The organism is Rhizobium sp. Leaf453 (assembly GCF_001425605.1).
Classification (GTDB): Bacteria; Pseudomonadota; Alphaproteobacteria; order Rhizobiales; family Rhizobiaceae; genus Pararhizobium.
In genome coordinates this window covers 1-23754 of record NZ_LMRG01000017.1, presented here as the reverse complement: position 1 = coordinate 23754, position 23754 = coordinate 1, and the positions used below count along the sequence as shown (strand labels likewise).

General features: G+C 55.8%; 19 protein-coding genes and 5 pseudogenes. 13 read left to right on the top strand and 11 right to left on the bottom strand.

The genetic code is table 11. The annotated features are described in order from the left end of the window. The 4 genes from ASG68_RS33060 to ASG68_RS18000 form a co-directional block, all read left to right on the top strand. On the top strand, window positions 1-402 hold a 402-nt coding region (locus ASG68_RS33060), incomplete at its 5' end, for a hypothetical protein (RefSeq protein ID WP_413814026.1). Beyond that, window positions 399-2156 (top strand): putative bifunctional diguanylate cyclase/phosphodiesterase, encoded by a 1758-nt coding sequence (locus ASG68_RS18010; RefSeq protein ID WP_062609949.1) that lies wholly within the window; start codon window positions 399-401, stop codon window positions 2154-2156. The genes ASG68_RS33060 and ASG68_RS18010, both read left to right, overlap by 4 nt. Window positions 2157-3248: 1092 nt before the next feature. After that, complete coding sequence (locus ASG68_RS18005) at window positions 3249-3752, top strand: ferritin-like domain-containing protein (protein WP_062582564.1); 504 nt, start codon at window positions 3249-3251, stop codon at window positions 3750-3752. Window positions 3753-3815: 63 nt separating this feature from the next. After that, on the top strand, window positions 3816-4115 hold the full coding sequence (locus tag ASG68_RS18000) for a hypothetical protein (protein WP_062582562.1): 300 nt from the start codon (window positions 3816-3818) through the stop codon (window positions 4113-4115). On the opposite strand, the gene treZ is transcribed toward ASG68_RS18000, so the two are convergent. The 3 genes and pseudogenes from treZ to ASG68_RS33055 form a co-directional block, all read right to left on the bottom strand. Then, entirely contained in the window at window positions 4105-5895 is a 1791-nt protein-coding gene (gene treZ, locus ASG68_RS17995) for a malto-oligosyltrehalose trehalohydrolase (protein ID WP_062582559.1), read from the bottom strand. The two genes, ASG68_RS18000 and treZ, sit on opposite strands and share 11 nt — an antisense overlap. Further along, window positions 5892-6665: an SDR family NAD(P)-dependent oxidoreductase gene (locus ASG68_RS17990; RefSeq protein WP_062582557.1), complete on the bottom strand. Its 774-nt coding sequence runs from the start codon at window positions 6663-6665 to the stop codon at window positions 5892-5894. Before ASG68_RS17990 ends, treZ begins: the two co-directional genes overlap by 4 nt. Window positions 6666-6939: 274 nt before the next feature. Continuing rightward, window positions 6940-7080, bottom strand: a pseudogene (locus ASG68_RS33055) (hypothetical protein); the annotation flags it as partial. Between the two features lie 367 nt (window positions 7081-7447). On the opposite strand from ASG68_RS33055, the pseudogene ASG68_RS30785 reads away from it, so the two are divergent. After that, window positions 7448-8145: pseudogene (locus ASG68_RS30785) on the top strand (integrase core domain-containing protein); the annotation flags it as partial. A gap of 188 nt (window positions 8146-8333) precedes the next feature. Here ASG68_RS30785 and ASG68_RS17980 read toward each other — a convergent pair. Beyond that, window positions 8334-8951, bottom strand: coding sequence for a flavodoxin family protein (locus tag ASG68_RS17980; protein ID WP_062601747.1), 618 nt, complete (start codon window positions 8949-8951; stop codon window positions 8334-8336). 1130 nt (window positions 8952-10081) lie between these two features. Continuing rightward, on the bottom strand, window positions 10082-10414 hold the full coding sequence (locus tag ASG68_RS17970) for a hypothetical protein (protein WP_062582550.1): 333 nt from the start codon (window positions 10412-10414) through the stop codon (window positions 10082-10084). Window positions 10415-10869: 455 nt separating this feature from the next. On the opposite strand from ASG68_RS17970, the gene minC reads away from it, so the two are divergent. The 3 genes from minC to minE are packed head-to-tail and all read left to right on the top strand — an operon-like array spanning window position 10870 to window position 12712. Continuing rightward, window positions 10870-11604: a septum site-determining protein MinC gene (minC, locus tag ASG68_RS17965; RefSeq protein WP_062601750.1), complete on the top strand. Its 735-nt coding sequence runs from the start codon at window positions 10870-10872 to the stop codon at window positions 11602-11604. A 32-nt stretch (window positions 11605-11636) separates the two neighbouring features. Next, the gene (gene minD, locus ASG68_RS17960; protein WP_062601752.1) at window positions 11637-12452 is read left to right on the top strand and encodes a septum site-determining protein MinD; all 816 of its coding nucleotides are present in this window, start codon (window positions 11637-11639) and stop codon (window positions 12450-12452) included. Further along, window positions 12449-12712: a cell division topological specificity factor MinE gene (gene minE / locus ASG68_RS17955; protein ID WP_062582543.1), complete on the top strand. Its 264-nt coding sequence runs from the start codon at window positions 12449-12451 to the stop codon at window positions 12710-12712. The genes minD and minE overlap by 4 nt, the downstream gene beginning before the upstream one ends. A gap of 588 nt (window positions 12713-13300) precedes the next feature. On the opposite strand, the gene ASG68_RS17950 is transcribed toward minE, so the two are convergent. After that, window positions 13301-13762, bottom strand: coding sequence for an MgtC/SapB family protein (locus ASG68_RS17950; protein WP_062582541.1), 462 nt, complete (start codon window positions 13760-13762; stop codon window positions 13301-13303). A 182-nt stretch (window positions 13763-13944) separates the two neighbouring features. Here ASG68_RS17950 and ASG68_RS17945 point away from each other — a divergent pair, with 182 nt between their 5' ends. Beyond that, window positions 13945-14457, top strand: coding sequence for an NUDIX hydrolase (locus ASG68_RS17945; RefSeq protein ID WP_062601754.1), 513 nt, complete (start codon window positions 13945-13947; stop codon window positions 14455-14457). 294 nt (window positions 14458-14751) lie between these two features. Here the strand turns inward: ASG68_RS17945 and ASG68_RS17940 are convergent, their stop codons facing one another. From ASG68_RS17940 to ASG68_RS32505, 3 genes and pseudogenes are all read right to left on the bottom strand, one after another. Beyond that, on the bottom strand, window positions 14752-15288 hold the full coding sequence (locus tag ASG68_RS17940) for a hypothetical protein (protein ID WP_062601757.1): 537 nt from the start codon (window positions 15286-15288) through the stop codon (window positions 14752-14754). Between the two features lie 127 nt (window positions 15289-15415). Continuing rightward, window positions 15416-16078, bottom strand: coding sequence for a hypothetical protein (locus ASG68_RS17935; RefSeq protein WP_062601759.1), 663 nt, complete (start codon window positions 16076-16078; stop codon window positions 15416-15418). A gap of 573 nt (window positions 16079-16651) precedes the next feature. Further along, window positions 16652-16948: pseudogene (locus tag ASG68_RS32505) on the bottom strand (exodeoxyribonuclease III); the annotation flags it as partial. Between ASG68_RS32505 and ASG68_RS17930 the strand changes: the two are divergent. Further along, a pseudogene (locus ASG68_RS17930) lies at window positions 16945-17926 on the top strand (ATP-dependent helicase); the annotation flags it as partial. The pseudogenes ASG68_RS32505 and ASG68_RS17930 sit on opposite strands and share 4 nt — an antisense overlap. 215 nt (window positions 17927-18141) lie before the next feature. Here ASG68_RS17930 and ASG68_RS17925 read toward each other — a convergent pair. Further along, the gene (locus ASG68_RS17925; protein WP_062601761.1) at window positions 18142-18432 is read right to left on the bottom strand and encodes a hypothetical protein; all 291 of its coding nucleotides are present in this window, start codon (window positions 18430-18432) and stop codon (window positions 18142-18144) included. Between the two features lie 217 nt (window positions 18433-18649). On the opposite strand from ASG68_RS17925, the gene ASG68_RS17920 reads away from it, so the two are divergent. Further along, window positions 18650-19258, top strand: a complete 609-nt coding sequence (locus tag ASG68_RS17920; RefSeq protein ID WP_062601765.1) for a J domain-containing protein — start codon at window positions 18650-18652, stop codon at window positions 19256-19258. An 86-nt stretch (window positions 19259-19344) separates the two neighbouring features. On the opposite strand, the pseudogene ASG68_RS32500 reads toward ASG68_RS17920, so the two are convergent. After that, a pseudogene (locus tag ASG68_RS32500) lies at window positions 19345-19555 on the bottom strand (hypothetical protein); the annotation flags it as partial. 506 nt (window positions 19556-20061) lie between these two features. Between ASG68_RS32500 and ASG68_RS17915 the strand changes: the two are divergent. Next, window positions 20062-21138: a catalase family protein gene (locus ASG68_RS17915; protein WP_062601768.1), complete on the top strand. Its 1077-nt coding sequence runs from the start codon at window positions 20062-20064 to the stop codon at window positions 21136-21138. Window positions 21139-21222: 84 nt separating this feature from the next. After that, window positions 21223-23499 (top strand): FdhF/YdeP family oxidoreductase, encoded by a 2277-nt coding sequence (locus ASG68_RS17910; protein WP_062609944.1) that lies wholly within the window; start codon window positions 21223-21225, stop codon window positions 23497-23499. The last annotated feature ends 255 nt before the right edge of the window (window positions 23500-23754 follow it).

Here is a 23754-nt window from a genome sequence, read left to right as displayed (position 1 = left end):
GATTTTCGGATCAGGGACAGTATCCACGCGAACGTCACCCTTTCCGTGCCAGCAAAGTGCGCGCATATCGAAACCTCCGTTGATGATGTCGCCCAACTGCGTAGAGCAGTAGATGTTCCCAGTACGGAGACGGATTCTCATTTGTCTGAAATACGTCTTCTAGAGGGACAATGCCGCTGGATCGGGGTTTTATTTAAGAAACTGTGTCGAACGCTGTTCGGGGAGCGCCTGCCGTTTGGGCTTTGGGGACAGGAAAACCAACCTCGGATGCTCGCCGGAATTCGAGGTGGCAGACGCTTATCCCGCAACCTCGTTATTGAATGTATTGATTTTCGATTTGCTAATACCTCCGCCGTATATTGGATTTTGGTACCAAGGCCAGAGGGTTTGGAGTCGCAATGACAAATCGGGCGGATATCGACCAGCGTGCTGCGATGACGATAGATGGCGCAGCACATTCTACCCAGTCGGCGAATGATACCACGATCGCGGTCAGCTTTGCACGCGCTACGAATCTGGCGCTCATTTCCATCGACGGCACGGGTTCAATTCGTTTCGTTAACCCGTCAGCCGCCAAATTGTTTGGGTACGAACGAGCCGAAATGATCGGGTGCCCAGTCACGATCATTATTCCCGAACGTATGCGCGGCGCGCATACGGGCGGCTTCAACCGCGTGGCGGGCGGCCAGAAGCCGAGTCTCGGTGGCAAAACGGTCGAAGTCTCGGCCATTAAGAAGGACGGCACGGAATTTCCGATTGAGATCACGTTATCCGTATGGCGTGACGAAAACGGCATGGGCGCGGGTGCCATTATCAAAGATATATCCGAACGAAGAGAGCGGGACAGCAAGCTTCTTAGGATGGCGAACCAAGATACGCTCACGGGCTTGCCGAACCGCCACAGGTTTATCGATTTGATAAGGGACGAACTCCAGGCCGAACGCCCTTTAACTGTCGTCATGCTAGACCTCGACGGCTTCAAGGACGTCAACGATACCCACGGACATTCGGCTGGCGATTGCGTTTTGCAGGCAGTCGCTGTCAGGCTCCCCTATCTGTTGCGCGGCGATGCCCAGGTAGCCCGGTTCGGTGGCGACGAGTTCGCGATTTTGCTTCCCAACGTCGGCGATCCTATTGCCGCCCAGTCGGAGGCGAAAGCCATCGTCGACGCGTTCGCGACCCCGTTCGACGTTGCCGGCCACGTGCTCGATCTTGGAGCCAGCGTAGGTTTCGCGATCGCACCGGCGCACGGTAGCGACGAGGAAGAACTGATCGCATGCGCCGACTACGCGCTTTATAAAGCCAAGGCCTCTGGGGGTCGAGCGTGCCGGATGTTCGACCACTCGATGAAGAGCGAAACCCTTACTCGGCGGTTGATGAGGGACGAGTTGCTTCATGCCCTCAGAAATGGCCAGTTAGAATTGTACTATCAGCCTCAGATCAATCTTGAAGATGGCCGAGTATTCGGCGTTGAGGCGCTGATCCGCTGGAACCACCCAGTCCGGGGCCTCCTTCTTCCCGGTGCGTTTCTGCCTGCATTGGATCAAAGCGCGCTCGCGTTGGAAATCGGTTGGTGGACCCTTGATCAAGCGTCAAGCGAGGCAGCCCGACTATGGGCCATTGGCCGTCCCGACATCAAGGTCGGAGTGAACCTGTTCCCGGCCCAACTACGGGCTCCGAATCTCTGTGAAAAGGTCGCCGGTTCGATCAACCGACACGGTATCAGCGCAAACGCGCTCGAACTGGAGGTGACTGAAACCATCGCGCTACACGACAATGACAAGTCTTTGGAGGTTTTGACGGCTCTACGCCAAACCGGTGTCGGAATAGCTTTCGATGATTTTGGGACCGGTTTTGCTTCCTTGAGTTCTCTTCAGAGATACCCTTTGACGACATTGAAGATTGACCGCTCATTTATCGCCAACATCATAAACAGGCCCGGAGACGCCGCGATTACAAAAGCGTTGATTATCATGAGCAAGGAGCTTGGCCTCGATACAATCGCCGAGGGAGTTGAGACAGAAGAACAGGAGCAGGCGCTTCGGTTGCTAGGTTGTCCATCCGCTCAGGGCTATCTGTATGGTCGACCAGTGCCAGCGGCTAACCTCGAGCAGATGCTGGTTGCGCAGCCGTTGGCCAAGCTTGCGAATATGTGACCCCGCACCAGCAACCATAGTCTTGTTTCCACCCGCCAACGCAGGACCGACTCTCAAAACCAGGTGGCAGGACATTAGCGGTCCAACCCTCGTAGAAGCAAGCGGGATGCCCCTAGCCGCGCCGCATTGTGGCTGATCACACCGCGGATCGCTATAAGGTGTCTCGTCCTCTCCATTGCACTCGAAGACGCCCTGCCGGATTTAGGACAAGCGACATAAAAGCCAGTTTAGCAAAACTCAAACCGCCCAAAAATGCCCCCCTTTGCAAGCGCGCCAATGCAGTTTGGTCACTCCCGGGGTTCCTTGGCGAAAGCCCGCAAATGCCACACTCCACCTAAGGTCAACGTGCGCCATTGATAAGGACACGGAGGGCAAAACATTCGCAAGCTGAGGATGGCAAAAATGACGCCGAAACAAGCATTTTCGAGAAGTTCACCTGAAATTCGGCACCGGGAGAACCGCTTGGATTACTGATGAGAGGCATAATGGACATTACAAAAGGTTGCGGGCTACGATCAAACCACAGACCAACTAGGTCGAACAGGCCGGTTGGAACCGCGCTCCCACCAGGTACGAGCGGGGAAGAGCACTTCCTGGAGAGCATGCTTTTTCGGAACAACAGGGCAGATCCACACTTCGAGGTGTGATGGTCGCCCTTGTCGCCCTCCCCCGGCTTAGCCCTCGCCTTGCCTTTGGTCCCGCGATCTGCCACCAGCGACTTGCCGACGTCAACAGATTCCTTAAAGCGACCAATTCGTTGCAGCGCACGTAGAGCTTGTCAGTTCCGGAAATCACTTCCCGCTCTGCATGGCCATAATCTTCTTGGGATCCGCTGAAACGCACGAGCTTTGAAAAAATACAAAGAACGATATCTTGCGCAGCACCACATCTATCCAGCTAACATATCCGGGCCTGTTTATCGCGACCACGCGCTGCATGTCGACGCACAGGGGGCACAATTGGCCCGGTGTGTCACGTCACGGCCTCCCGCACTGACATTAGCTGAAAGGCTGGCGATTTGATGGGGAACAATTTTTCGCAACCGTGGTTGAGTCGCGCAATTCAATTCACCCCGCCAATTGGAGAATCACAATGGCTGAGAAGACACTCGACGATCTGTTCCTCGACACGCTCAAAGACATTTACTTCGCCGAAAAACAGATCCTTAAGGCACTCCCGAAAATGGCTCGCGCCGCGCAATCGGATGAAGGCAAGGCGGCGTTTTTGAAGCATCGCGATGAAACCGACGGCCAGATCGAGCGCCTGCAGCAGGTGTTCGAAATCATTGGCAAGGCTGCGCGCGGCAAAACCTGCGAGGCGATTCAGGGCATCATCGCCGAAGGCGAGGAGATCATCGAAGAATACAAGGGCTCCGTCGCGCTCGATGCTGGCCTGATTTCTTCGGCCCAAGCTGTGGAGCACTATGAGATCGCGCGCTACGGCACGTTAAAATCCTGGGCAGAGCAACTTGGTTACACCGAGGCCGTTGCCCTTATCGACGCCAATCTTCAGGAAGAAATCGCCACCGACGAACTGCTCACCCGGCTTGGCGAAGCTTCGGCGAATCCAAAGGGTGCGAAGAAGAAGGTTGCTTGATAAGCTAACCAGATTCGAAGCAAGAGGCCCGCTCCGGCGGGCCTCTTCGTGTAAGAGGTATTTATGAGCATTGAAAGCCGGCGCGCCACGGTCCAGCGGTTGATTGTCAGTGAGGGCATCGCGGGTCGCTCAATAGGCAGTGACATGGACTTCCTCTCACTGGCGGAGCAATGGGTCAGTCGCGAGATCGACATGCCGGAGATGCGTCGGCTTTACCAGGCCGTTCGCGAAGAACGGCGAAAGCAAAAACTCAATCCAAACCCAACGCCCAGTACGGAACTGTTCGCGGAGGAACCACAAACTTCGTCGGACGAACAGTCGGCGGAAATCGCTCGATTTGCTCAATCAGACTTCAACGAATGAAGATTTGTACCGACGCTTTGTTCAGATCGACAGCATCGATGCCGCTTTCCGGAAAAACCCGCTTTCCCAAGCCAGTTGGCAAGGCAACGTCGGCGTCGGAAAAGTTCGCTCTCAACTGGAGTGATTGTCTACCGAGTTCCCAGTCGACATAGACGCAGCGCTCGGGTGCATCTATAACCCGTCCGGCGAAACCGCGCGCATTGGCCAGAAGCGGGATGATTTTTTGCTGCCGCAATCCGATCAGATAGCGAACATGCTCCGCCCATGCGCGTCCACCTTCGCTTTCTGCGTCGCCCCAGTCGAGCGTGCTCTCCAAGAAAGTGTTCAGATCGTTCGGATCAGGAATGTCCGCTTCCGATGAGCCTTCTGGGAAGCCGCCGAAGTTCGCCGCTTCCTTGGGCCGATTTGTTCGAATTGCCTCGGCTATATCCCCACGGTAGTCTGCGAAGAAATGAAATGGACGCAACGAGAGATGGTCGTCTCCCATAAAGACCAACGGTATTTGTGGAGCCAACAGCAGCATCTCCGTTAGCGCGCGATAGAGGTGCCGATCGATATTGAGGTGCAACCTGTCGCCCAAGGCACGGTTACCAACCTGATCGTGGTTTTGCAGGAAATGGATGAACGCGGTTGGTGGCAACGCTTCGGTCGGCGGCGGATCGTGACTGACGATCGCTTTGCCTCGGGTCAGGTATCCATAGGCCATACTGTGTCGCAACTTGTCCCAGGTGCCGTCCTTGAACGGCTCGTAGTAGCCGACAGCCTCACCCGTCACGGCAACATGAAGGGCGTGATGGAAGTCGTCGTTCCAATCAGCCTTGAAGTATCGGCCGCCGGGTTGATCGACCATTAGATCCGTTCCGTTTGCCGGGTTTTCGGTAATAAGATGAACGTGCCTGTCGATGATTTCCTTACGGACCGTTTGTGCGATCTCTTCAAGGATATGGACAATGCTGCCGTCTTCGATCTGATCGATGGCATCAAATCTTAGGCCATCGAGCCGAAAATCGCGCAACCAGTAGAGCACGTTCTCGATAAAATAGGCGCGGACTTCCGGCTTTTCGTAAGCTATGGCATCGCCCCAGGGCGTATACGCACCTTGTCGAAAGAAACCGGGAGCATACTGTCCAAGGTAGTTTCCCTCAGGGCCAAAGTGATTGTAGACGACATCGAGAAACACCATCATACCGAGCCCATGGGCGGCATCTATAAGGGCTTTGAAGTCGTCAGGTGAGCCGTACGCACTGTGCGGCGCAAACTGAAGGACGCCGTCGTAACCCCAACCACGTTTTCCAGGAAAATGCGCCAACGGCATGATCTCAACAGCGGTGAAGCCCATTTCCGCGATGCGCCGCAATTTCTCTACGGCAGCCAAGAATGTCCCTTGCTGCGTAAACGTACCAACATGAATTTCGTAGATGACCGTCTCTTCCCAGGCGCGTCCTGACCAGGCCCTATTGAGCCACGCGTAGCTACCGGGATCTGTGAGAATGGACAGACCATCAAGGGGACCAACCTGTTGTCTTGACGCTGGATCACCGACAATACGCCCGTCTTCAAGGGCGAAGGCGTATGTGTCCCCAAAATGAGCGATTATGTCGGCTCGATGCCAGCCGTCCTGACTTTTTTCCATGGGAACGTCTGTTCCATTGAGAACGAGAACGACTTCCCTCTCCGCAGGTGCCCACAGCTGAAAACGTTGACGCCCCCCCGGAAGCGTCTGTGGCCCCCAATGCGGTGCGGACGTTGTTGTTGGAAACCGAATGATGTCGGCGCTCATCGAAGTAACCCCTGTCCGCTGTCGACCAAAATCGGTGATCTGATGATGTGGCGAGCCTTTTCTGCCGCAAGAAACGTTATGAGTTCGGCGACGTCTTCGCTTCGACCTGGGCGGCCCTCGGTGATCGCCACCTGTCCGTCAAGCCAGATCACTGGGATCGCCGTTTGATCCTCCTGCCTCAACGAGGTGTTGGCCTCCATGGTTGTGTGAGTCTCCCCAGTGCGGACGGCGATGATGCCAATATGATAGCGCGCAACTTCGAGGGTGAGTTGCTGCACCATCGCGATCTGGCCGGCCGTCGTCGTAGTGCATGCGGTTGCACCTGGTGTCGCGAATGTTCTCGTCCCGTTGATCGAGGACACAACAATGATGGAGCCCCCTCCCGATGCCTTCAACAATGGAAAGTCGGCAGCAATCGTCGGGAAAGCTCTAGTGAGATTCACCGAGGACGTCTTGTTCCACTCCTCAAGGCTGAGGTCATCGATTGGTGCCCAAGCGCCGTTGATACCCGCGTTCGTAACCACCACATCGATGCGATCATCGCATTCGGCGACTGCGGCAATAACCGTCCACATCTCCTTTTCGCCCGAAATATCGGAATTGAGCATGATTGCATCATGCCCGCATTCCTTGATATTCCCGACTGTATCAGTGAGTTCGTCCACGCTGTGCCAGAGGGCTCCGATGGCGTGGCTGTTTGCCGCGAGTAACAAGGCAGCGGCCCGTCCAGTTCCAGATTCTGCCCCTGTAATCAACGCGACGCGCTTCACGTGCGTGCCTCTCCAGCTTTATAACAAGCGCCCAACTAGCTTAGACTGGAATGGTTCCTGCAAAAATGTGGAGCCATCCCCCCATCGCTGTGAGGCGCTGCAACCGACTTGGGCCGGGCGAGCCTTCGGAGCATAGAAAAATCGACAACACGATAATACGGCGCTCGACAGGAATTCGCTCTGCCAGTTCTGGAGGGATCGAATCACAACTGCGCGATGCCTGTATAATCTTTCATCGACATTGCAGACCCGCCATCTATCAGTGGTTTACTTTCTACGTGTCCGCACTGCACCGTAGGTGAAAGACAGAAGTGATAAGGAAGAGCGACAGCAACGCGGCTCCCAGTGATGGACTGCCCCACGTCCATCCGCCGATTCTGACTGGCCAGGGTGCTTTTAGAACGCCGGCCTTCGCAGCAGCGTCTTTCTTTTGTTCCGACTGTTCGTCCGGATCCTTAGCTTCCGCCGACCCGCTGGACCAGAAAGGCTGTCCGCATCATGTAGGCTGACATTGAAGGCACTCGGATTTCCGGTTTTCACAGAAAGTGTCCGGATGCAACGTATGTCGCCGTGGTCTGCGTCGCTCCTGCTCGGTGAGCTCTGATTTTAAACCGACCTACCCGTTAAATGCATCCCGCCGATCGTGAACGCCGAAAGCAACATCGCCCATGAAACAGAATTGAATTAAACGAGAAGAGAGATTTTTGGCTCAACGTAGCTCCCTCACGAGAAGCGCAAATGAGACAAAGATCCGGTAGCAGAAACCGGCGACCGAACAGGCAATCAAGGACATTCGCACGCCAGGCAAGCACCATTCCGCGGAAGGAAAAGTCCGCGGCGTGCAAGACGGTTTGGGGGGCGAGGACAGCATTGTTGCGATCTGCGGCCCTGAAGGGATCGCTGAGAGCCTGTATTGTAGCTGGTCGATGCAATTCCTCTGAGCGGGCAAGAAACGCCCTTCGGGCGACACCACCTCTGCTCTGTGACAACCGACGAGCAGGGGTGGTGCGCCGTGAAAGTCACGACCTGAAGGAAGCGCGGGCCGACGTTTTCCTGGAAAGCCGCGTGCTCAAAAATGCATGATCGGGCATGGGGGACTTGAGATCATCCGCCTTGTCAAGCAGTCCCATCTGCCAGCTAGGCAACCACTTGAAGGTTGGTATCCCCCGGCCGACCTTCTATCGCTGGCATGATCGTTTCCTGAAGATCGAACAGGTCTATGGCGCTCCCGGCCACCCCCAGACGAAAGGCAAGATCGAACGCTGGCATCAGAGGCTCAAGAATCGCATCCTTCTTGAGAGCTACTTCTTCCAGGAAGACCTTGAAGCTCAGGTCGCAGCCTTCATCGAGCATTTACCATCATCACTACCACCCCGACCCAGGTCCACGTCGGGCGCGGCCAGACCATCCTGCTCGAACGCGAAAGGATCAAACCACAGATCATCAAACAGAGCGCTTGAACCATCAGAGAACTGCAGCGCAACTTGACCCGCAGACGGAGCCGGATAGTCCAATTTTCGATAGTCCAATAAGTCCCAAACCATTCGATGACGGACAGATCGACCTATTTGTTTTGTGATTCCGGTACACCAATCAGAATGCGATCCGGTGCGTCGACAGTTCACATAATCTCCGCTTTCCTCTTTGCCAAACTTGCTGCCTGCATATTCACGTTCCCTCGCCCGGATATTGAGAATGCTTCAGAAGGCCGGCGAGATGCGCGGTGTTGCGGGCCAGCATGGCTATCATCTTCTCGACCTCTTTAGGCGTCTCAACGAGGTCGACGAAGTTTGTCGAGCCCATCGCTTCCCCGACCCAATACGCGACGGCATTGGCGGGGATAGTGAAGCCGACATCATTGAGGGCTTGATAGACTTCGGCCGAGACATGATGGGCGCCATCCTCGTTGCCGACAATCGCGACCGCCGCGATCTTGCCGTAGGAAACCATGCGCCCCTGATCGTCGGTTTCTTCCAAAAACGCGTCCATGCGTTCGAGCGCCCGCTTGCAGACGCTCGATGGCTGTCCCAACCAGATCGGCGTTCCTATCACCAAAATATCGGCCTCAAGCACTTTCTCACGGATCTTTGGCCACGCATCCCCGTCACCTTCGTCCGAGGTTACGCCCGGTTTGATGTCGTGATCGGCGAGCCGGAGCGTTTCGGTTTCAACGTCGTATTGCATAAATTCCTCAGCGATCAGTTCAAGCAGCTTGCCTGTCGACGACTGATCCGAGGACGCGGAAGATTTCAGAGTGCTATTAAAAGCCAAAGCCTTGAGCGTCACAGAGTTTCCTTTCAAAATATGCGTTCACAGATGTCAACCTGGACACCCTCATCGAGCCGGTGGCTCGCGGCCGAGTGCCTCCGAATAAAGCCAAACGTCCCGCCAGTTCCTTAGCGCGACGACGACGTTCCTCAATCTTCATAACATGCAGCTGAATTGAGAAACGATCGCCGAGCAAATCGACGGCAGCGTCGCTGGTCTCGTCCCCGCAACCATAAGCTGGGCATCGAAATAGATATGTTGCCAATTGCCAGCTTCCTTCACCCTCGCCTTCTCCGGGAAATCAATGAACCACGGTGGGATCAGGAAGTTCCGTGCGCTCACTCTGGGGCATTCTCCAGCAGTTCCATGAGCCATATCCGCGCATTGCCATCCGACGGCACGCGCGCTGCTCTGTTTCCCTAGATCGCCCACCTTGCTGGCAATAGCCGGTAGGACTGGATTTTGCCTTCGATCGAACGCATCCCGACACCTACCAGCATGACTTCACCCGACGCGAGGCGTTCGCTGCGGAAGCGTGGTCGCTCTTTGGCCGAAAAATCTCAAAAACACGATTGAGCAGTAATATCTTCGAGACAGCCTGCTCATCGGTAGAGCGGCCTACAGCCGAAGACGCCGTCGCGATCAGTATGTTCCGCGCGATTGTTGGCCAGGCGCGAGGCCTGATCCTTGAACGCAACCGGATCGAGAAATCCCTCAGTCGCTGCTGTATGCGCACGATCCTCAAAGAAGTCGTAGAACCAGACATGGTTGGGTACGCCGGCCGAACCGGATACACGACCTGTCGTTCAACCACAGCTGACGCGCCTGCGTTACCTGTGAAGAACATTTAGCCTCCCGTCGTCAGATGCGCTCGACCTGCTTGACGTTCACGATCCAGTAGCGTGGTGCAGCATCCCGCAGCCATACTGGAGGGCGAGCGCCGTGATGTCGGCGGGTCAGCGCCTCTTAATCGTCCGCGGTCTTGTCGATCGTGCGCTGGACGGAACGATGCTGACCTAAGACCCGGCACTCCCATCTCTCCGACGCAATCATTTCAATGCTCCTCTGAGGCTCAAAAACCATATTTCAAGAGGATCACTCTTCAGGGGCAGACCGGCTAGCCGCGATAGATGGCACAAATCCAAGACTCATCCGGTCAGTCCTTTCAAAAGCGGCATTGTCACTTCAGACACCGCGTCGACCTTGGTTTTCATCTTTCGTCCAGGTTGTCTGCGTTTTCTGCTTGGGGGATTCGGATCTAAGGTCAAGATCAAGGTACTGGAAGGATGAGTGACGATTTCATTCGATCCCACCTTTTGCTGGCACGCAATCTCGAGGGCAGATTCATTAAAACGCCCATCGGCATGCGTATCCGTAATAGCAACTTGGACAACCTTTGGTCGCTTTCCCTGCGGTTCTGACTGATCTGACTCAATATGCTGTCGATAGCGTATCATTGAGATCTCCTTTTCAATGTTCATCGTTTGTTCTCACCATGGTTAAGAATATTTGTCAAGGAGATGGAAATCTCACCTGAAAATTAAGACGAAAACACCTTCTGGCTGTGGCGTGGATAAAGCGTCGGCGCAGATGGGCGATCTTTAACATCGGACTGCCTTAAGTGATGTGACTGGAGTAGCCTGCAACAACCCATGGGGGAAAGACCTCGCAATTTGGCCCGGAGTTTATGGTCACACCATAGCTTGAAATCTTTGCTCTACAGCCATTTACAGTGAGCTCTACCGACTCGAGAAAGGCTCGTTAATACGTTCGGTTTCGGCTGCATAATCGCATCCTTGGCCGACGTTCAACAGGCGCGGTCGCCTCCGTCCACCCTCGCGCAAGCTACTTGGGCGACTTTGAAGCGGATGGAAGCATCGTTAACCACTTGTTAACGATTTCCTCGCTACAGCCATGTAACCCGAAATTAACAAAGTTGAACGATGTGTTAACACAGCCCCGCCCGGTTCGTCTCAAGGGAAGGTCCTTCCTCGCACTTGCTTTGAGCCCTGAACTTCCCCTCGATGATTGGTTGGTGCAGCTGGATAATCTTGCCGCGAGATCCGCAGGCTTCTTCCTGCGGCGGCCGATCGTACTCGACCTGGCCAATCTGGAGATCGGGCTGGACGAGCTCCGCGAGCTTGTGAACAACCTCGCGCTTCGCAAGGTACGGATCATCGGAATCGAGGGTGCGAAGGGTTCGATGCTCGCCCCCGATCTCCCACCGCCCTTACTGGATGGACGTGCGGCCTCCGACATTGAAGTTCCAGCGGTCGATGAGACATCGGCTCCGACCGTGGCCGCCCATTCCGTCACAACAGTATCAGCAGCGCCAAAAGCGTGGGGGTCTATTTTCGTCAACCAGCCGGTTCGCTCCGGTCAATCGCTTCACTATGCCGAGGGGGACGTCACCATCATCGGTTCGGTCGCATCGGGCTCTGAGGTGATTGCTGGCGGTTCGATCCATGTGTATGGGGCGTTGCGCGGCCGCGCGATGGCAGGAACGATGGGGAACTCCACAGCGCGGATCTTCTGCAGGAAGCTCGACGCCGAACTCATCGCGATCGACGGTTTTTATCTGACGGCCGAAGATCTGGAGCCGAGTTTGCGCGGGAAGCCGGTCCAGATCTGGCTTGAACGCGAAACAATTAAAGTAGCCGAGATCGTTTGAACGCAATGGTTTTAGAAACGAATGGAGATGTTATGGGCAAGGTCATAGTCGTCACCTCTGGCAAAGGTGGTGTTGGCAAAACGACGTCAACGGCCGCGCTGGGTGCCGCGCTCGCACAAAATGGCGCGAAGGTCGTGGTTGTCGATTTCGATGTTGGCCTTCGCAATCTCGATCTCGTTATGGGTGCCGAAAGGCGCGTGGTTTACGATCTCGTGAACGTCATCCAAGGTGAAGCGAAGCTGACGCAGGCTTTGATCCGTGACAAGCGTGTCGAGACGTTGTTCTTGCTCCCCGCGTCTCAAACTCGCGATAAGGATAACCTGACACCAGAAGGCGTCGAAAAGGTCATCACTGCACTTAAAAGTGCGTTTGACTGGGTTATCTGCGACAGCCCCGCCGGCATCGAGCGCGGTGCGACATTGGCCATGCGTCACGCCGATATGGCTATCGTCGTCACCAATCCGGAAGTTTCTTCAGTCCGCGATTCCGATCGAATCATTGGGCTCCTTGATTCCAAGACGTTACGGGCGGAAAACGGCGAGACGATCGAAAAGCATCTCCTTCTGACTCGATACGATTCCGCCCGTGCCGAACGCGGTGATATGCTGAAGGTCGACGATGTGCTGGAAATACTTTCCATTCCACTGCTCGGAATTATCCCCGAAAGTACGGACGTATTGCGCGCTTCCAATGTGGGCTCTCCCGTTACCTTGGCTGACGGCCGCAGTGCCCCGGCTATCGCATACTTTGAAGCTGCTCGGCGGCTTAAGGGTGAAGCGTTGCCGATCGTTATTCCGGGCGACAAGAGAGGGCTTTTCGGCAAGATCTTCGGAAGGAGAGCTGCATGAATTTGCTTCGGATGTTTACACGCCAGCAGTCCGGCGCAGCGGCACGTGAGCGGCTTCAGGTTCTGCTAGCCCATGACCGTGCCTCGACAGGCGATTCTGAGCTGGTAACGAAGTTGCGCGATGAAATTTTGCGCGCGATCTCCAAGCATATGGAAGTCGACGCTGAAAAAGTCAGCGTTAAATTGGAACGGGGTATCCCCGTGTCCACCCTGTTCGTTGATGTGGAAATTCCACACGACGCGGAACGGAAGGCGGCCTGAGGGCCGCCGTCACTGATGTTCTTTCGACTAATCGGGCTCTCGATCTATGAGCGGGCTAGCGAGGGTACCCACGTAGATCACAGTCGGCGGCGGCCAACCAGTAGAGGTAGATATCGCCGTCGTCAAAAAGGTCTGGGAGCTGGTCGTTGGCAACCGCTCTGACCAGCCGTGACACCCTTGAGCTTGTGGAAATGCTTGGAAATACCATTCGCTCTCGAACAACCCTGCAATACGATGGAAGAGTTCAGGGCGATCCGCGGTGACAGCTTCATCATGCTGTCTATCTTGACAAGATGGCAAGGATCTTAACACGGCGCTGCGCCGTGGGCGACGGCACATGCGACGTTTCGGGATGAAGGTTACTCGCATTGGCGGCCTGCATGCTATGACAACATTCCGTGAGACCTGTGAAACGCGCTCAAGCCGGACCGCTGTGATGACTCCTTGGAAAGGTTCAGTCTTGTAAGCTGCCTCGCGTTTGACCTCGGTACCGAAACCGACATTCCTTTGATGGACGAATTTGATCTTGAGCCAATCGGTTTCCATGACTGACGTCAGCAAATCCGCGAGATAACCGACGCGGCCTTCTTATCGGGTTTGCTCGTCGCGTGGTGCGTCGGGCTTCAAGTTTGTCATGATCCGCAGGGTAAAAAACGTCATGACGGACAAAACCACTGCTATGTCGTACGAGCCCAGGCCAACCGCGGTGCCAACCGCTCCGGTCGCCCAAAGACTTGCGGCAGTTGCGGTACCTTTGACGTTGTTTTTCACAACAAGGATTGCGCCGCCGCCGATGAACCCCATCCCCGTGATCAGGCCCTCGACGATCCGGGCGGTGGCCTCCGGGCTGCCGGCAGTAAGGTGTTCGGTGGCTTGAATGAAGCCACAGCTCGCAATGGCGACAAGCGGGAAGGTGCGAAGTCCGGCGCTCCGTTCGCTCTTTTCACGATCCCAACCGATGGGCAAAGCTAGCAGATAGGCCGCAACAAGAGCCCCAAGGTGGGGAACAACGTTAAACGACAGTCCAATTGCCGCCAATTGATCGATCATGAGATTCCCTTTGCCAACATTACTCCTTAGCGGGATATAGATGCACATCCCCAAACGGCGAGGGCCGATATGTTGGATGCATCGAATGAACAGATGTACGGGCGATTTTTTATCTCTCTTTGAGACAATTTGGAAATAAGCCAGACGTTGAGTATCAATCTAACCCGGATTATCTCTTTCTGATGGCGCCAAATAAAACAGACCAAAAGTCAGATCGCAGTAAATCAAAGCCACTCCTGCAGCAGCTCGCGGCCAACCCCGCAAAGCTGTTTTCAGGCTCCTTTCGGCAGCAGTACGGAGCTCTTTGCTTCCGGTACAAAAATCAAGGGCCAGAGTTTGAAGTGCTGCTCGTCACCTCGCGTGACAGTCAACGATGGATTATCCCCAAAGGCTGGCCGATAAAAGGGAAAAAGCCTCATCAAGCCGCTGCGGTTGAAGCGTGGGAGGAAGCCGGTGTGCGTGGCCGTGGACCAAAGACCGCGGCCGGGAGATACACTTATCTCAAGATTCTTGATGACGGAGATGTTGCCCCGTGCATCGTCGACATATTTGAAATCGAGGTCTTGAAAACCAGCGACAAATTCAAGGAGCGCGGCGAACGGCGACTGGACTGGATGAGCCCAGATGAAGCCGCCAGGCGTGTTCGCGAGATCGAGCTCAAGTCATTCCTGGTTGAATTCAAACCATCCAAATGAAGAAGATGGGCTCGCGACGGTAAGCGCGTAAGCTTCATCTGTGGGCAATGCACTTGGTCCGGGAGTAGTTGGCGCCATACGCTGAAGCGGCAAGCCATGAAGAATATATCAAGCACCGAAGGCGGCGCACACCACCCGTGGCCCTTCGCACGTGTCCTCTGCTCGTCACTTCGCTCTGCGTGAATCGCTCGTACGTCGCAAGTGCGCATTCGCCAGCATATATAATTTCGATTCCTGTTGAACACTGGATCTACCGCGCCACGCGTGCGCAGTGGCCCAGAGACCAGCCCCTTCTTAATCTTCGAAGCGCTCCAACATTTTTTTCAATTGGGCATTCTGCAGCCTCAGTTTACCTATCAGTTCAATTCGAAGCATCTTGATCTCTTGATCCAGTCTGATCTCGCCAGAAATTTTGGGGGCGGCTTCAGCTCGTTGCGAGCGCCCGCCAACCGTGGCAATCTTCTTGGCAAGACCTCTTCTCTGGCGCAGCGCAGCTTTAGCACTCCGTTTTCCCCTAGGAGGGGCGGGCGCGATTGTGGCGCTGATACCGTGTGTCGCAGGCTCAGAGGTTCCCGCATCACTATTACTTTGCGCCGCGTCACGGCCGGCGCCGCCAGTTTGTAACGGCGGCTCGGGCTCTACCGCCCCGTCTGTTTCGACAAAGCGCGTCGGATTTTCGCGCATTGGCTGATCGACGCTCTCCCCGACAGGGGTGCCCGTCTGCTCCGCGATCGCCGCGGCGTCCGGCTCGACGCCGATCGCGGCACCATCCTGCTCTCGCTGCCGTCGCGGTGAGACAAGCCGGGTAAGAAACTTCCAGGGTGACGCCATCACTTCGACCTCGCGTTACTTTCCGCATGTGGTTTGAGTGCTTATGGTCCGACAGAAGTCACGGCTGTCGCCAAAACACTGTCTTGCTTAACACACAAATACGGTCGGCGATTGGCCGCGTACTCTTTCAGTCGAGCTTCAGCCGCTTGCGCAGGTCGGCGTTTTCGGCCCGAAGTCTTTCTGCCAGTTGTTTGCGGAGCCGTTGGTTTTCCTCTTCCAGCTGCAAGATGTCTGTCATCTCATCGCCTGCAGCCTCAGCAGGCGTCGGCTCGCCCGGCGCTGATTCAACGGCCTTTGGAGAGCGTTTCACAGCCGCACGCTTTCCAATCCCAACGGTGTCAACGGACTTCACTTTTCGTCCGCGCTTCTGCTTGCCAGATACAATGGACGGATCCGTTACAACGTCAACCGATACTGCTTCCGGGGGTACCTTTGCCGCTCGAGGTTTGCGTTGCTTTTTTGGTGCAACAGACGTCTCTGCTACGGCCGGCGCTTCCGTCGTGATTGTATCGATTTCGTCAGCCATTGTCGTCTCCTTTATCACTGCCGCAGTTTTGTTCTGCCCAATCGGCGGTGTCAAGACAGACACTGCTGGCCCAGCGCTTGAGAGAGAAATTTCGCCATCGAATGGTCTCTCAAGCTGGTTATTCGGCAGGAGCATCGTCTCTTCCTCCAACGCGAGGGCCACAGACTTGAGATCCATATTTCCCCAAATAGAGGTTGACCTCGCATCTGATTTTCGCCGACCGTTTTTATATTCAACGGCGAAACTGCGTTGGACTTTTTTCAATTTTAACGACCCTAGGTGACGACAGGATGCTCATCGACAGTCCGCCGTCGAGAGAAGGTTCGGAAATATGCGATACCGGTGTTTCAGTCCAGCCCTTTGTGAGACATAATCTCAATAGCGATACCGCATTGTATGACGCATTTCTAGACGCTTATACTTATAACCGGCCCGTCATGGAAACGCGACGCACCTCATGTGCTGAACGCTAACTAGTGAAAAACTGCCTTTCAGTATATGCCGACATGCATGTTCGCGCGACAAAATGCGATTGGATCACACCGAATCCTCGACCCGCTTAGACATATCGCGAGAAAATTTTCGGTGGCTTACTCAGGTGATTGCCGCTGACCAATCATTTGCCGGCTCTTCAACAGTGTCATCCGAGGCATGGTCTGCCGGGTCGGGATCATGTTCATTCGCAATCCGCAAACGCTCGTTTTCTTCGATCGCGACCTTGAAACATCGGCGTGCTTGGCTCCGAAAATGATCGCCTGACACAGCATGCCTTCCAAGCCACCGCGCGGTTCGTCCCGTTAGGTAATGCTCTTTCCGTTTTCTCCGTTTGATCTGCTTGTCGGATAGCTCAATCCACGCCAGAGCGTGATCGCTGGCGTGCTCCCAGCCGCGCACACGCTTGTCGACCTCAGCCTTTTTCAATCGCTTGACAACGTCGGGCTGAGGAGGAAATGGTCGAGCCTCAAGCCCGCATCGCGCCCAAGGCGTTCCGGAAACAGTCCCAGAACGTGCCGATACGGTCTCCGGCATCTCGCGCAGTGCATCCGTCTAGCCTCGATCAACTAGGTCTCGGAAGGCGTCGTGCACCTTCGTGCGATACAGGGGGTCATCCGTCCACCGCTCAGGCTTGGCGACGTATGTTGCTGATGACCTTTACCGTCGGGCCGCGTCGGAAATGGCCCGTCGCGTCGAACGTATCTGCGGCCAGGGGCTCGACGCCAAGTCCGGAATCATGACGGATGCGCTGGCATGGTCTGGAACATTTCATGGCATCGGCGCGCGGCTGCTTCGGATGTATGCCGAGCAGATTGGACTCAATGTCGATTTCACCATTCACGACCGCGAGGACACTGCCGACCTGATGAATCTCGTTCGGCATGAGCTTGGGTTTTCAGAAGCCGACAGGCGCTTTCCGACCAAGGGGACATGTCTCGCAATCCATTCGCGCGCCGTGAACTCACAGACCTCTTTGAACGACGTACTGCGCCACAATTTTGCGTGGGTCAACGCTGGGAGGAACAGCTGAAGACCCTGTTTTCCGCCTATGTCGACGCCAAGCAAGCCCAAAACGTTCTCGATTACGATGACCTCCTGCTCTATTGGGCGCAGATGGTTAGCCATCCCGACGTTGCCGATGATATCGGCAACCGGTTCGACCATATTCTGGTCGAAGAGTATCAGGATACCAATCGACTGCAGTCATCGGTGCTGATGGCGTTGAAACTGGGCGGGCCCGGCCTTACCGTGGTTCATGACGATGCCCAGTCGATTTATTCATTCCGCGTTGCGACCATCCACAACATTCTCGACTTTCCGAACGAGTTCAGTCCCGCAGCCGATGTGATCACACTCGATCGCAACTATACTATCTGCGGCCAACGGCGTCATTGATTTCGCCCGTGAGCGCTTTACCAAAAACCCGTGACGGATCGGCAGTCGGCCGAACGACCTAAGCTTCTCACCGTGAGGGACGAAGCCGAACAGACTAACGATATCGTCGAACATGTGCTGGAAAACCGCGAAAACGGCATGACACTCAAGCAACAGGTCGTGCGGTTTCGAACGTTGAGCCACAACGGCCCTTTGGAAGTCAAACTCACGCGCCGCAATATTTGACTCGCAAACAGCGGGTCGGATTCTCGACACCATCGCTGTTGATCCGGAGCCGCTTGTTGCCCCTCACTGAAATTCCGGCGCCACCAAAGTCAGGCGACGATAGGTCCTTCCTCCTGAAGCTCGGGCCTTGGTCTTCCAGGCGGCCGCCGGTCCTGTCTTGCTTCGCAGCTTCGGCCCTAACCTTCCGGGCGGTTTGGTGTTAGCGGTGATTATCATTGCGTTCGGTAGCGGAAGCCATCATGTCCCGCCGATGTTTGCACACTCTCCACGCCCGCATCATGCGAACCACACGCATCCCATCCGCGATGGAGATTGGCATCTTTGTTCTGGATTTCAAAAAGTCCTGTTCGAAAACAATATCCCGTTCGAATCTCGTCAGCCAATTCGAGCAGGATAGTCATCAGCTGGTGATGCATGTCTTTGATGCGCGGCAAAACCGACTCCAGACCCGCGACAAAACCAAACGGTACGGAGAGGAACTCACCAATTGTTTTGAGTTGCATCCGCTGCTACGCAATCGTCCGCGCAGCGCGCTCGGTCAGATGATGGTGTTCAAGAATCGAGACCGTCGAAATCTCGTTGGCCGACCTGTACAACTCGCTGACAGGCGGCACAGAAGATGTCATGGGCTGGAACTCCAAAACCGGAAGCATAGTGTGGTCGCCAAGGCGAACACCGATCAATATTGCCCGGACGCTTCCTTGCGTCCATATAGACGCGATGACGCATGATTCGAAAATATTCGTCGGGCTTCGATCTGCTCGCAGGAAGTCCGCTCCCGCGAGCCAACCCAACGGCCCGAGATGCCAATGGGACGGATGCGAAGACAAAGGCGCGCATCGCGCACCTGTGGGGCCTGGCGCCGAGGGCCTCTACCTCTTGTTCTGTCTTGAGCATGTGAAAGAATACAACAAGGGTTACAGCTTTACGGCGGCACCGTCCAATGCTGACGTTGCCCGTTATCAGAAAGAGGCAATAATCGGTGCTCGCCCGACCTGGGGAACTAGGGTGAGTGAGAAAACAGAGATTCCCATGCCGTCCGCAGTTCGTTCAGGTACGGCAAAGACGCTGAACGCTCGCAGAGCCGCCATGCCAAGACAGCCAAAGGACGCGTTTTCGCAGGCAAGAAAACTGAAGGTGCTCGAAGCAAAGGCGTTCGAGACTCTGGGTCTTTCTCCGGAGGCGACAGCCACGGAAATCAGGAGCCGCTACAAGGACAGGCTCAAGATGCACCACCCTGATGCCAATGACGGGAGCCGCAGTTCCGAGGATGAACTCCGAGCGTCTATCGACGCGTACAAGATACTGAAACTCAACGGATTTTGCTGATCCTCTTTAGTAATCTTCGAGTCTGATTTTCTTTAAAAAAAACAAGACGTCGTTTGCGCGGCGTTTACACAGTTGACCTGCAGTGGGTAGGCGCCAATCACCACTTCATGGCCTGCGCAGCTTTTCGATTTCGCCCAGGTCTCCGAGCGGCCGGACTGACAAGGCGCGTCGGCCTCCTTCGAAACGATGCCTTCTAGCGATAGGCGACAATCGGATTTCGGAACCGCGTCACCTGGTGTCGGAGTGCTCAGCAAACCGCCGGCGCCGATCGTCACCTGCCTCTGAAAGTGAAGTCTGCTTCGCTGCTCGGCTCGGACGTCTAGTCGAAATCACGCTTGGAACGATCGGGGGATAGAGTGTCAGCCATGTACGACCTACGCAAACTCAACCTGAGGCCGCATTGAGGGCCGCCTTCTAAGGTCAATGACCCGAGACGAGAGTGGCGCCGACCCCGTGAAAGGTCCGTTGGGCGGGCGAGATCTGACTGGCAGAAAAGTCAGGCCCCTATTTCTATGGCATTGCCCACGGCATTGACGAGTGGCAACCGCGGCTCTCAGGAGAAAGCAGAGAGGCGGCCCCAGGAGTGGACGCGCGTAGCTCATGCGAATTTCGAAAACTGTGCGTCATGCATAGAGATGCCTGATCGTCAGCCCGATCCGACTGCGGTTCGTTAACGGGCTAGGACGATTTAAACGTCGATAGGCTCCTTTGATAGTTCAAACGCGCCAACATGTACGGATGATCTGTCACTGAGGAACTTTATGTGTCGCCGTGGCGTTTTCAGCCTTTCCATGGAGGCCCATATGACACTTGCCTTACCCGTCCGCTATTCCCCTGATGTCGAAGACATCAGGCCAGACGAGCAGGAGACGGTATCCGGGCTCATCGACCAATTTGATATTATCCTGGAAAAGACGTCCAAAGATTACGGCCACGCCGTACGATCCGTCCATGCGAAGGCTCATGGCATCATCGAGGCCCTCATGACGGTCAAGGATGGACTGCCTCCAGAACTGGCCCAAGGGCTGTTTGAAAAACCGGGTCAACACGCAGTCTACATGCGCCTCTCCACCAATGCTGGGGATATTCTGCCGGACGCTATCGCCCTTCCCAGAGGGCTCGCCATCAAGATCGTTGGTGCGGAGGGACCCCGCCTGCCGGATGCGGATGGCGACACGCAGGACTTCGTGATGGTCAACGGCCCGGTTTTTCAGTCACCAAACCCGGAAAAATTCCTTTCTAGCGTCAAGCTTCTCGCGCGAACCACCGACAAGATGGAAGGGACGAAGGAAGTCTTGTCGAGCGTGCTTCAGACCGTCAACAAGGGGCTCGAAGCCGTCGGCATCTCCAGCCCGACGATACAGGGACTGGGCGGCGCTCCAAATGTCGATCCGTTGGGAGAGACCTATTTCAGCGTTACGCCGTTCCGCTATGGCGATCACATCGCCAAGTTCAGGGTGAAGCCCGTCTCGCCGGATTTGACCAAGCGGACAGGGACACAGATCGATGCCAGCGTCCGCGACGACGCGATCCGGGAGACTGTGCGGGCCGAGATGCAGGATACCCGCGCCGAGTGGGAATTCCAGGTTCAGCTCTGTCGCGACGTCGAGGCGCAGCCGATCGAAGACCCGACCGTGGAGTGGAAGGAAGATGACGCACCGTTCATGACGGTTGCGACGATTTCCGCTGCACCGCAGGACAGCTGGAGCGATGCCAAGGTCCAGAAGGTCGACGAGGAGATGCGCTTCAGCGTCTGGACAGGTCTGGCGGCTCACCGGCCTCTTGGCGGAATCAACCGCGCCCGCAAACAGACCTACCAGCACTCCGCCGAGTTCAGGGCAAAGTTCAACGGCTGTCCGTTCCACGAGCCGCGGCAATAGCCCGCCATCGATCAAGAGCCTGATGAGGTGCCCGATCTGTGGCACCTTTTTCCGTGATGCATATTGTTGAGGGAGCACCTTGCCATGGCTGACATTATCGAGAACCCGGAATCCGAGGGGCCCGCCGGCGGCTGGGGCTCGGTCCAGTCGATCGCGCACATGTTCGGTGACAACAAACCGTCGCCGGCGGTGATGGAAACACTCTTTCGCCAGAACAAGCCCGGCGGGCTCATGTGCGTCTCCTGCGCCTGGCCAAAGCCGGTCAACTACCATCCGTTCGAGTTTTGCGAGAACGGGGCGAAGGCGACGATCTCGGACCTGACCAGCGCACGTTGCACGCCGGACTTCTGGAACGATCATACCGTCACCGAACTGAAGGGTTGGAAAGACTACGATCTCGAACAGACGGGACGTCTGACGCATCCGCTTCGATACGACGCTGGCACGGATCGTTATGTCGAGGTCACGTGGGAAGACGCATTCGAAGACATCGGCGCAAGGCTGAAGAGCCTTCCGACGGAAAGCGTTGTCTTTTATTCGTCCGGCCATGCTGGGCTTGAAGCATCCTATCTGTACGCATTGCTGGCACGGGTATACGGGAACAACAATCTGCCGCAAAGCTCCAACATGTGCCACGAGACGACGTCCGTCGGCCTACAGAAGGTCATCGGTTCCCCCGTGGGCACGATCGTCTGGGACGATCTGGAAAAGGCTGACGCATTTTTCTTCTTCGGCCAAAACCCGGGATCGAACAGCCCGCGTTTCCTGCATCCGCTTCAGGAAGCCAAGAAGCGCGGAGCACGCATCGTCACCTTCAATCCCATCGTTGAGCAGGGATTGGTCTCCTTCATCAACCCGCAGAGCCCGGTCGATATGCTGACGGGCCACGAGACGCAGATATCCGACGAGTATCTTCAGGTTCAGGCCGGCGGCGACATTGCCGCCATCCTCGGGCTCTGCAAGGTTGTCGTCGAAGCAGACGACAGGGCACGCGCCGAAGGATCGACGCGGGTCATCGACGTTGCATTCATCGACAAGCACACGGCCGGCTTCGATACGTTCATCGCTCTTGTCAAAGCCACAGGTTGGGCCGAGATCGAACGAGAAAGCGGCTTGACCCAGGACGCCATTCGACGCGCCGGAGAGATTTATATCGGTGCGGAACGGGTCATCGGCGTCTATGGAATGGGCTTGACCCAGCATTCTCAGGGTGCACTGAATGTCGGCATGCTGGTCAACCTCCTGCTGCTGCGCGGCAACATCGGCCGCGAAGGCGCTGGCTGCTGCCCGGTGCGCGGGCATTCCAACGTTCAGGGTCAGCGCACGGTCGGTATCGCCGAAAAGACGAAACTGATCCCGATGGACAAGTTAAAGGAATTGTTCGACTTCGATCCCCCAATGGAAGACGGGACGACGATCGTCGATGCGGTAAAGGGCCTGATGGCCGGAAAGATCAAGGCATTCATCTCGCTCGGCGGTAATCTGGTCCGGGCCGTCCCGGACCAGAAAGACATGGAGCGGGCCTGGGCGAGCCAGGATCTGACCGTCATCGTCTCCACCAAGCTCAATCGCAGTCATCTGTTTCCCGGCAAGCAGGCCTATATCTTGCCGTGCCTCTCGCGTGCCGAGATCGATGCTCAGGCATCGGGGCCGCAGTCGGTCTCCACGGAAGACAGCTTCTCGCATATCTCCGGATCGATCGGCAAAAGAACGCCGGCCTCGAAACATCTGAAAAGTGAACTCGCCATTGTTGTGGGCATTGCGAAGGCAACGCTTGCCGCAAACCCGAAACTGAAATGGGACGAGTGGCTCGGCGACTATAGCCTTGTGCGTGAGCTGATCCAGAAGACCTACCCAGAGGACTTCAAGGACTACAACGCCCGCATGTTTGAGCCAGGTGGATTTTACCGGGGGAATGACGCCCACAACCGCATCTGGAAGACGGAGGCAAGAAAAGCAGTTTTTACAACACCCAAACAGTTAAACGCTTTGTCCTTCGGCAATGCCGATGGTCGTTTCCGCCTGGTCACGATCCGTTCCAACGACCAGTTCAACACGACGATCTATGGATATTCCGACCGTTTTCGGGGAATCGAAGGCACGCGCGACGTTGTTTTAATGAGCCAATCGGACATCGACATGGCGGGTCTGGTCGAAGGTCAGGTTGTCAAGCTGGTTAGCGATTTCGAGGACGGAGTGCGCCGGGAGCTCCGGGGGCTTGTGGTGACCCCGCACAATCTGCCAACGGGCACGATCGCGGCCTATTATCCCGAGGCGAACCTCCTCAATGCCATACATCATCATGACGAGATGTCGAAAACACCGGCCTCAAAGGCCATTCCGGTGAGAATTGAAGTGTGACGAACCCGCAGTCGAATATTGTTTAGATCGCGAAGCCATTCAAGATAATCAAAAATAATCGGATGAACTCATCGCGACACCGCCATCGCACATGCTTACCGCTATATTACAAAAACGGGGCCACGCTGGCCCCGTTCGTTATCGTTGAGTTGATCTGTTAAACGGACGATGCACGGCCCGCATAACGCGCCCGCTCGGCATCGATCTCGGCCTGCGAATAAGGATCGGCCTTATTGTCGAAGGAGGTCCAGCCCT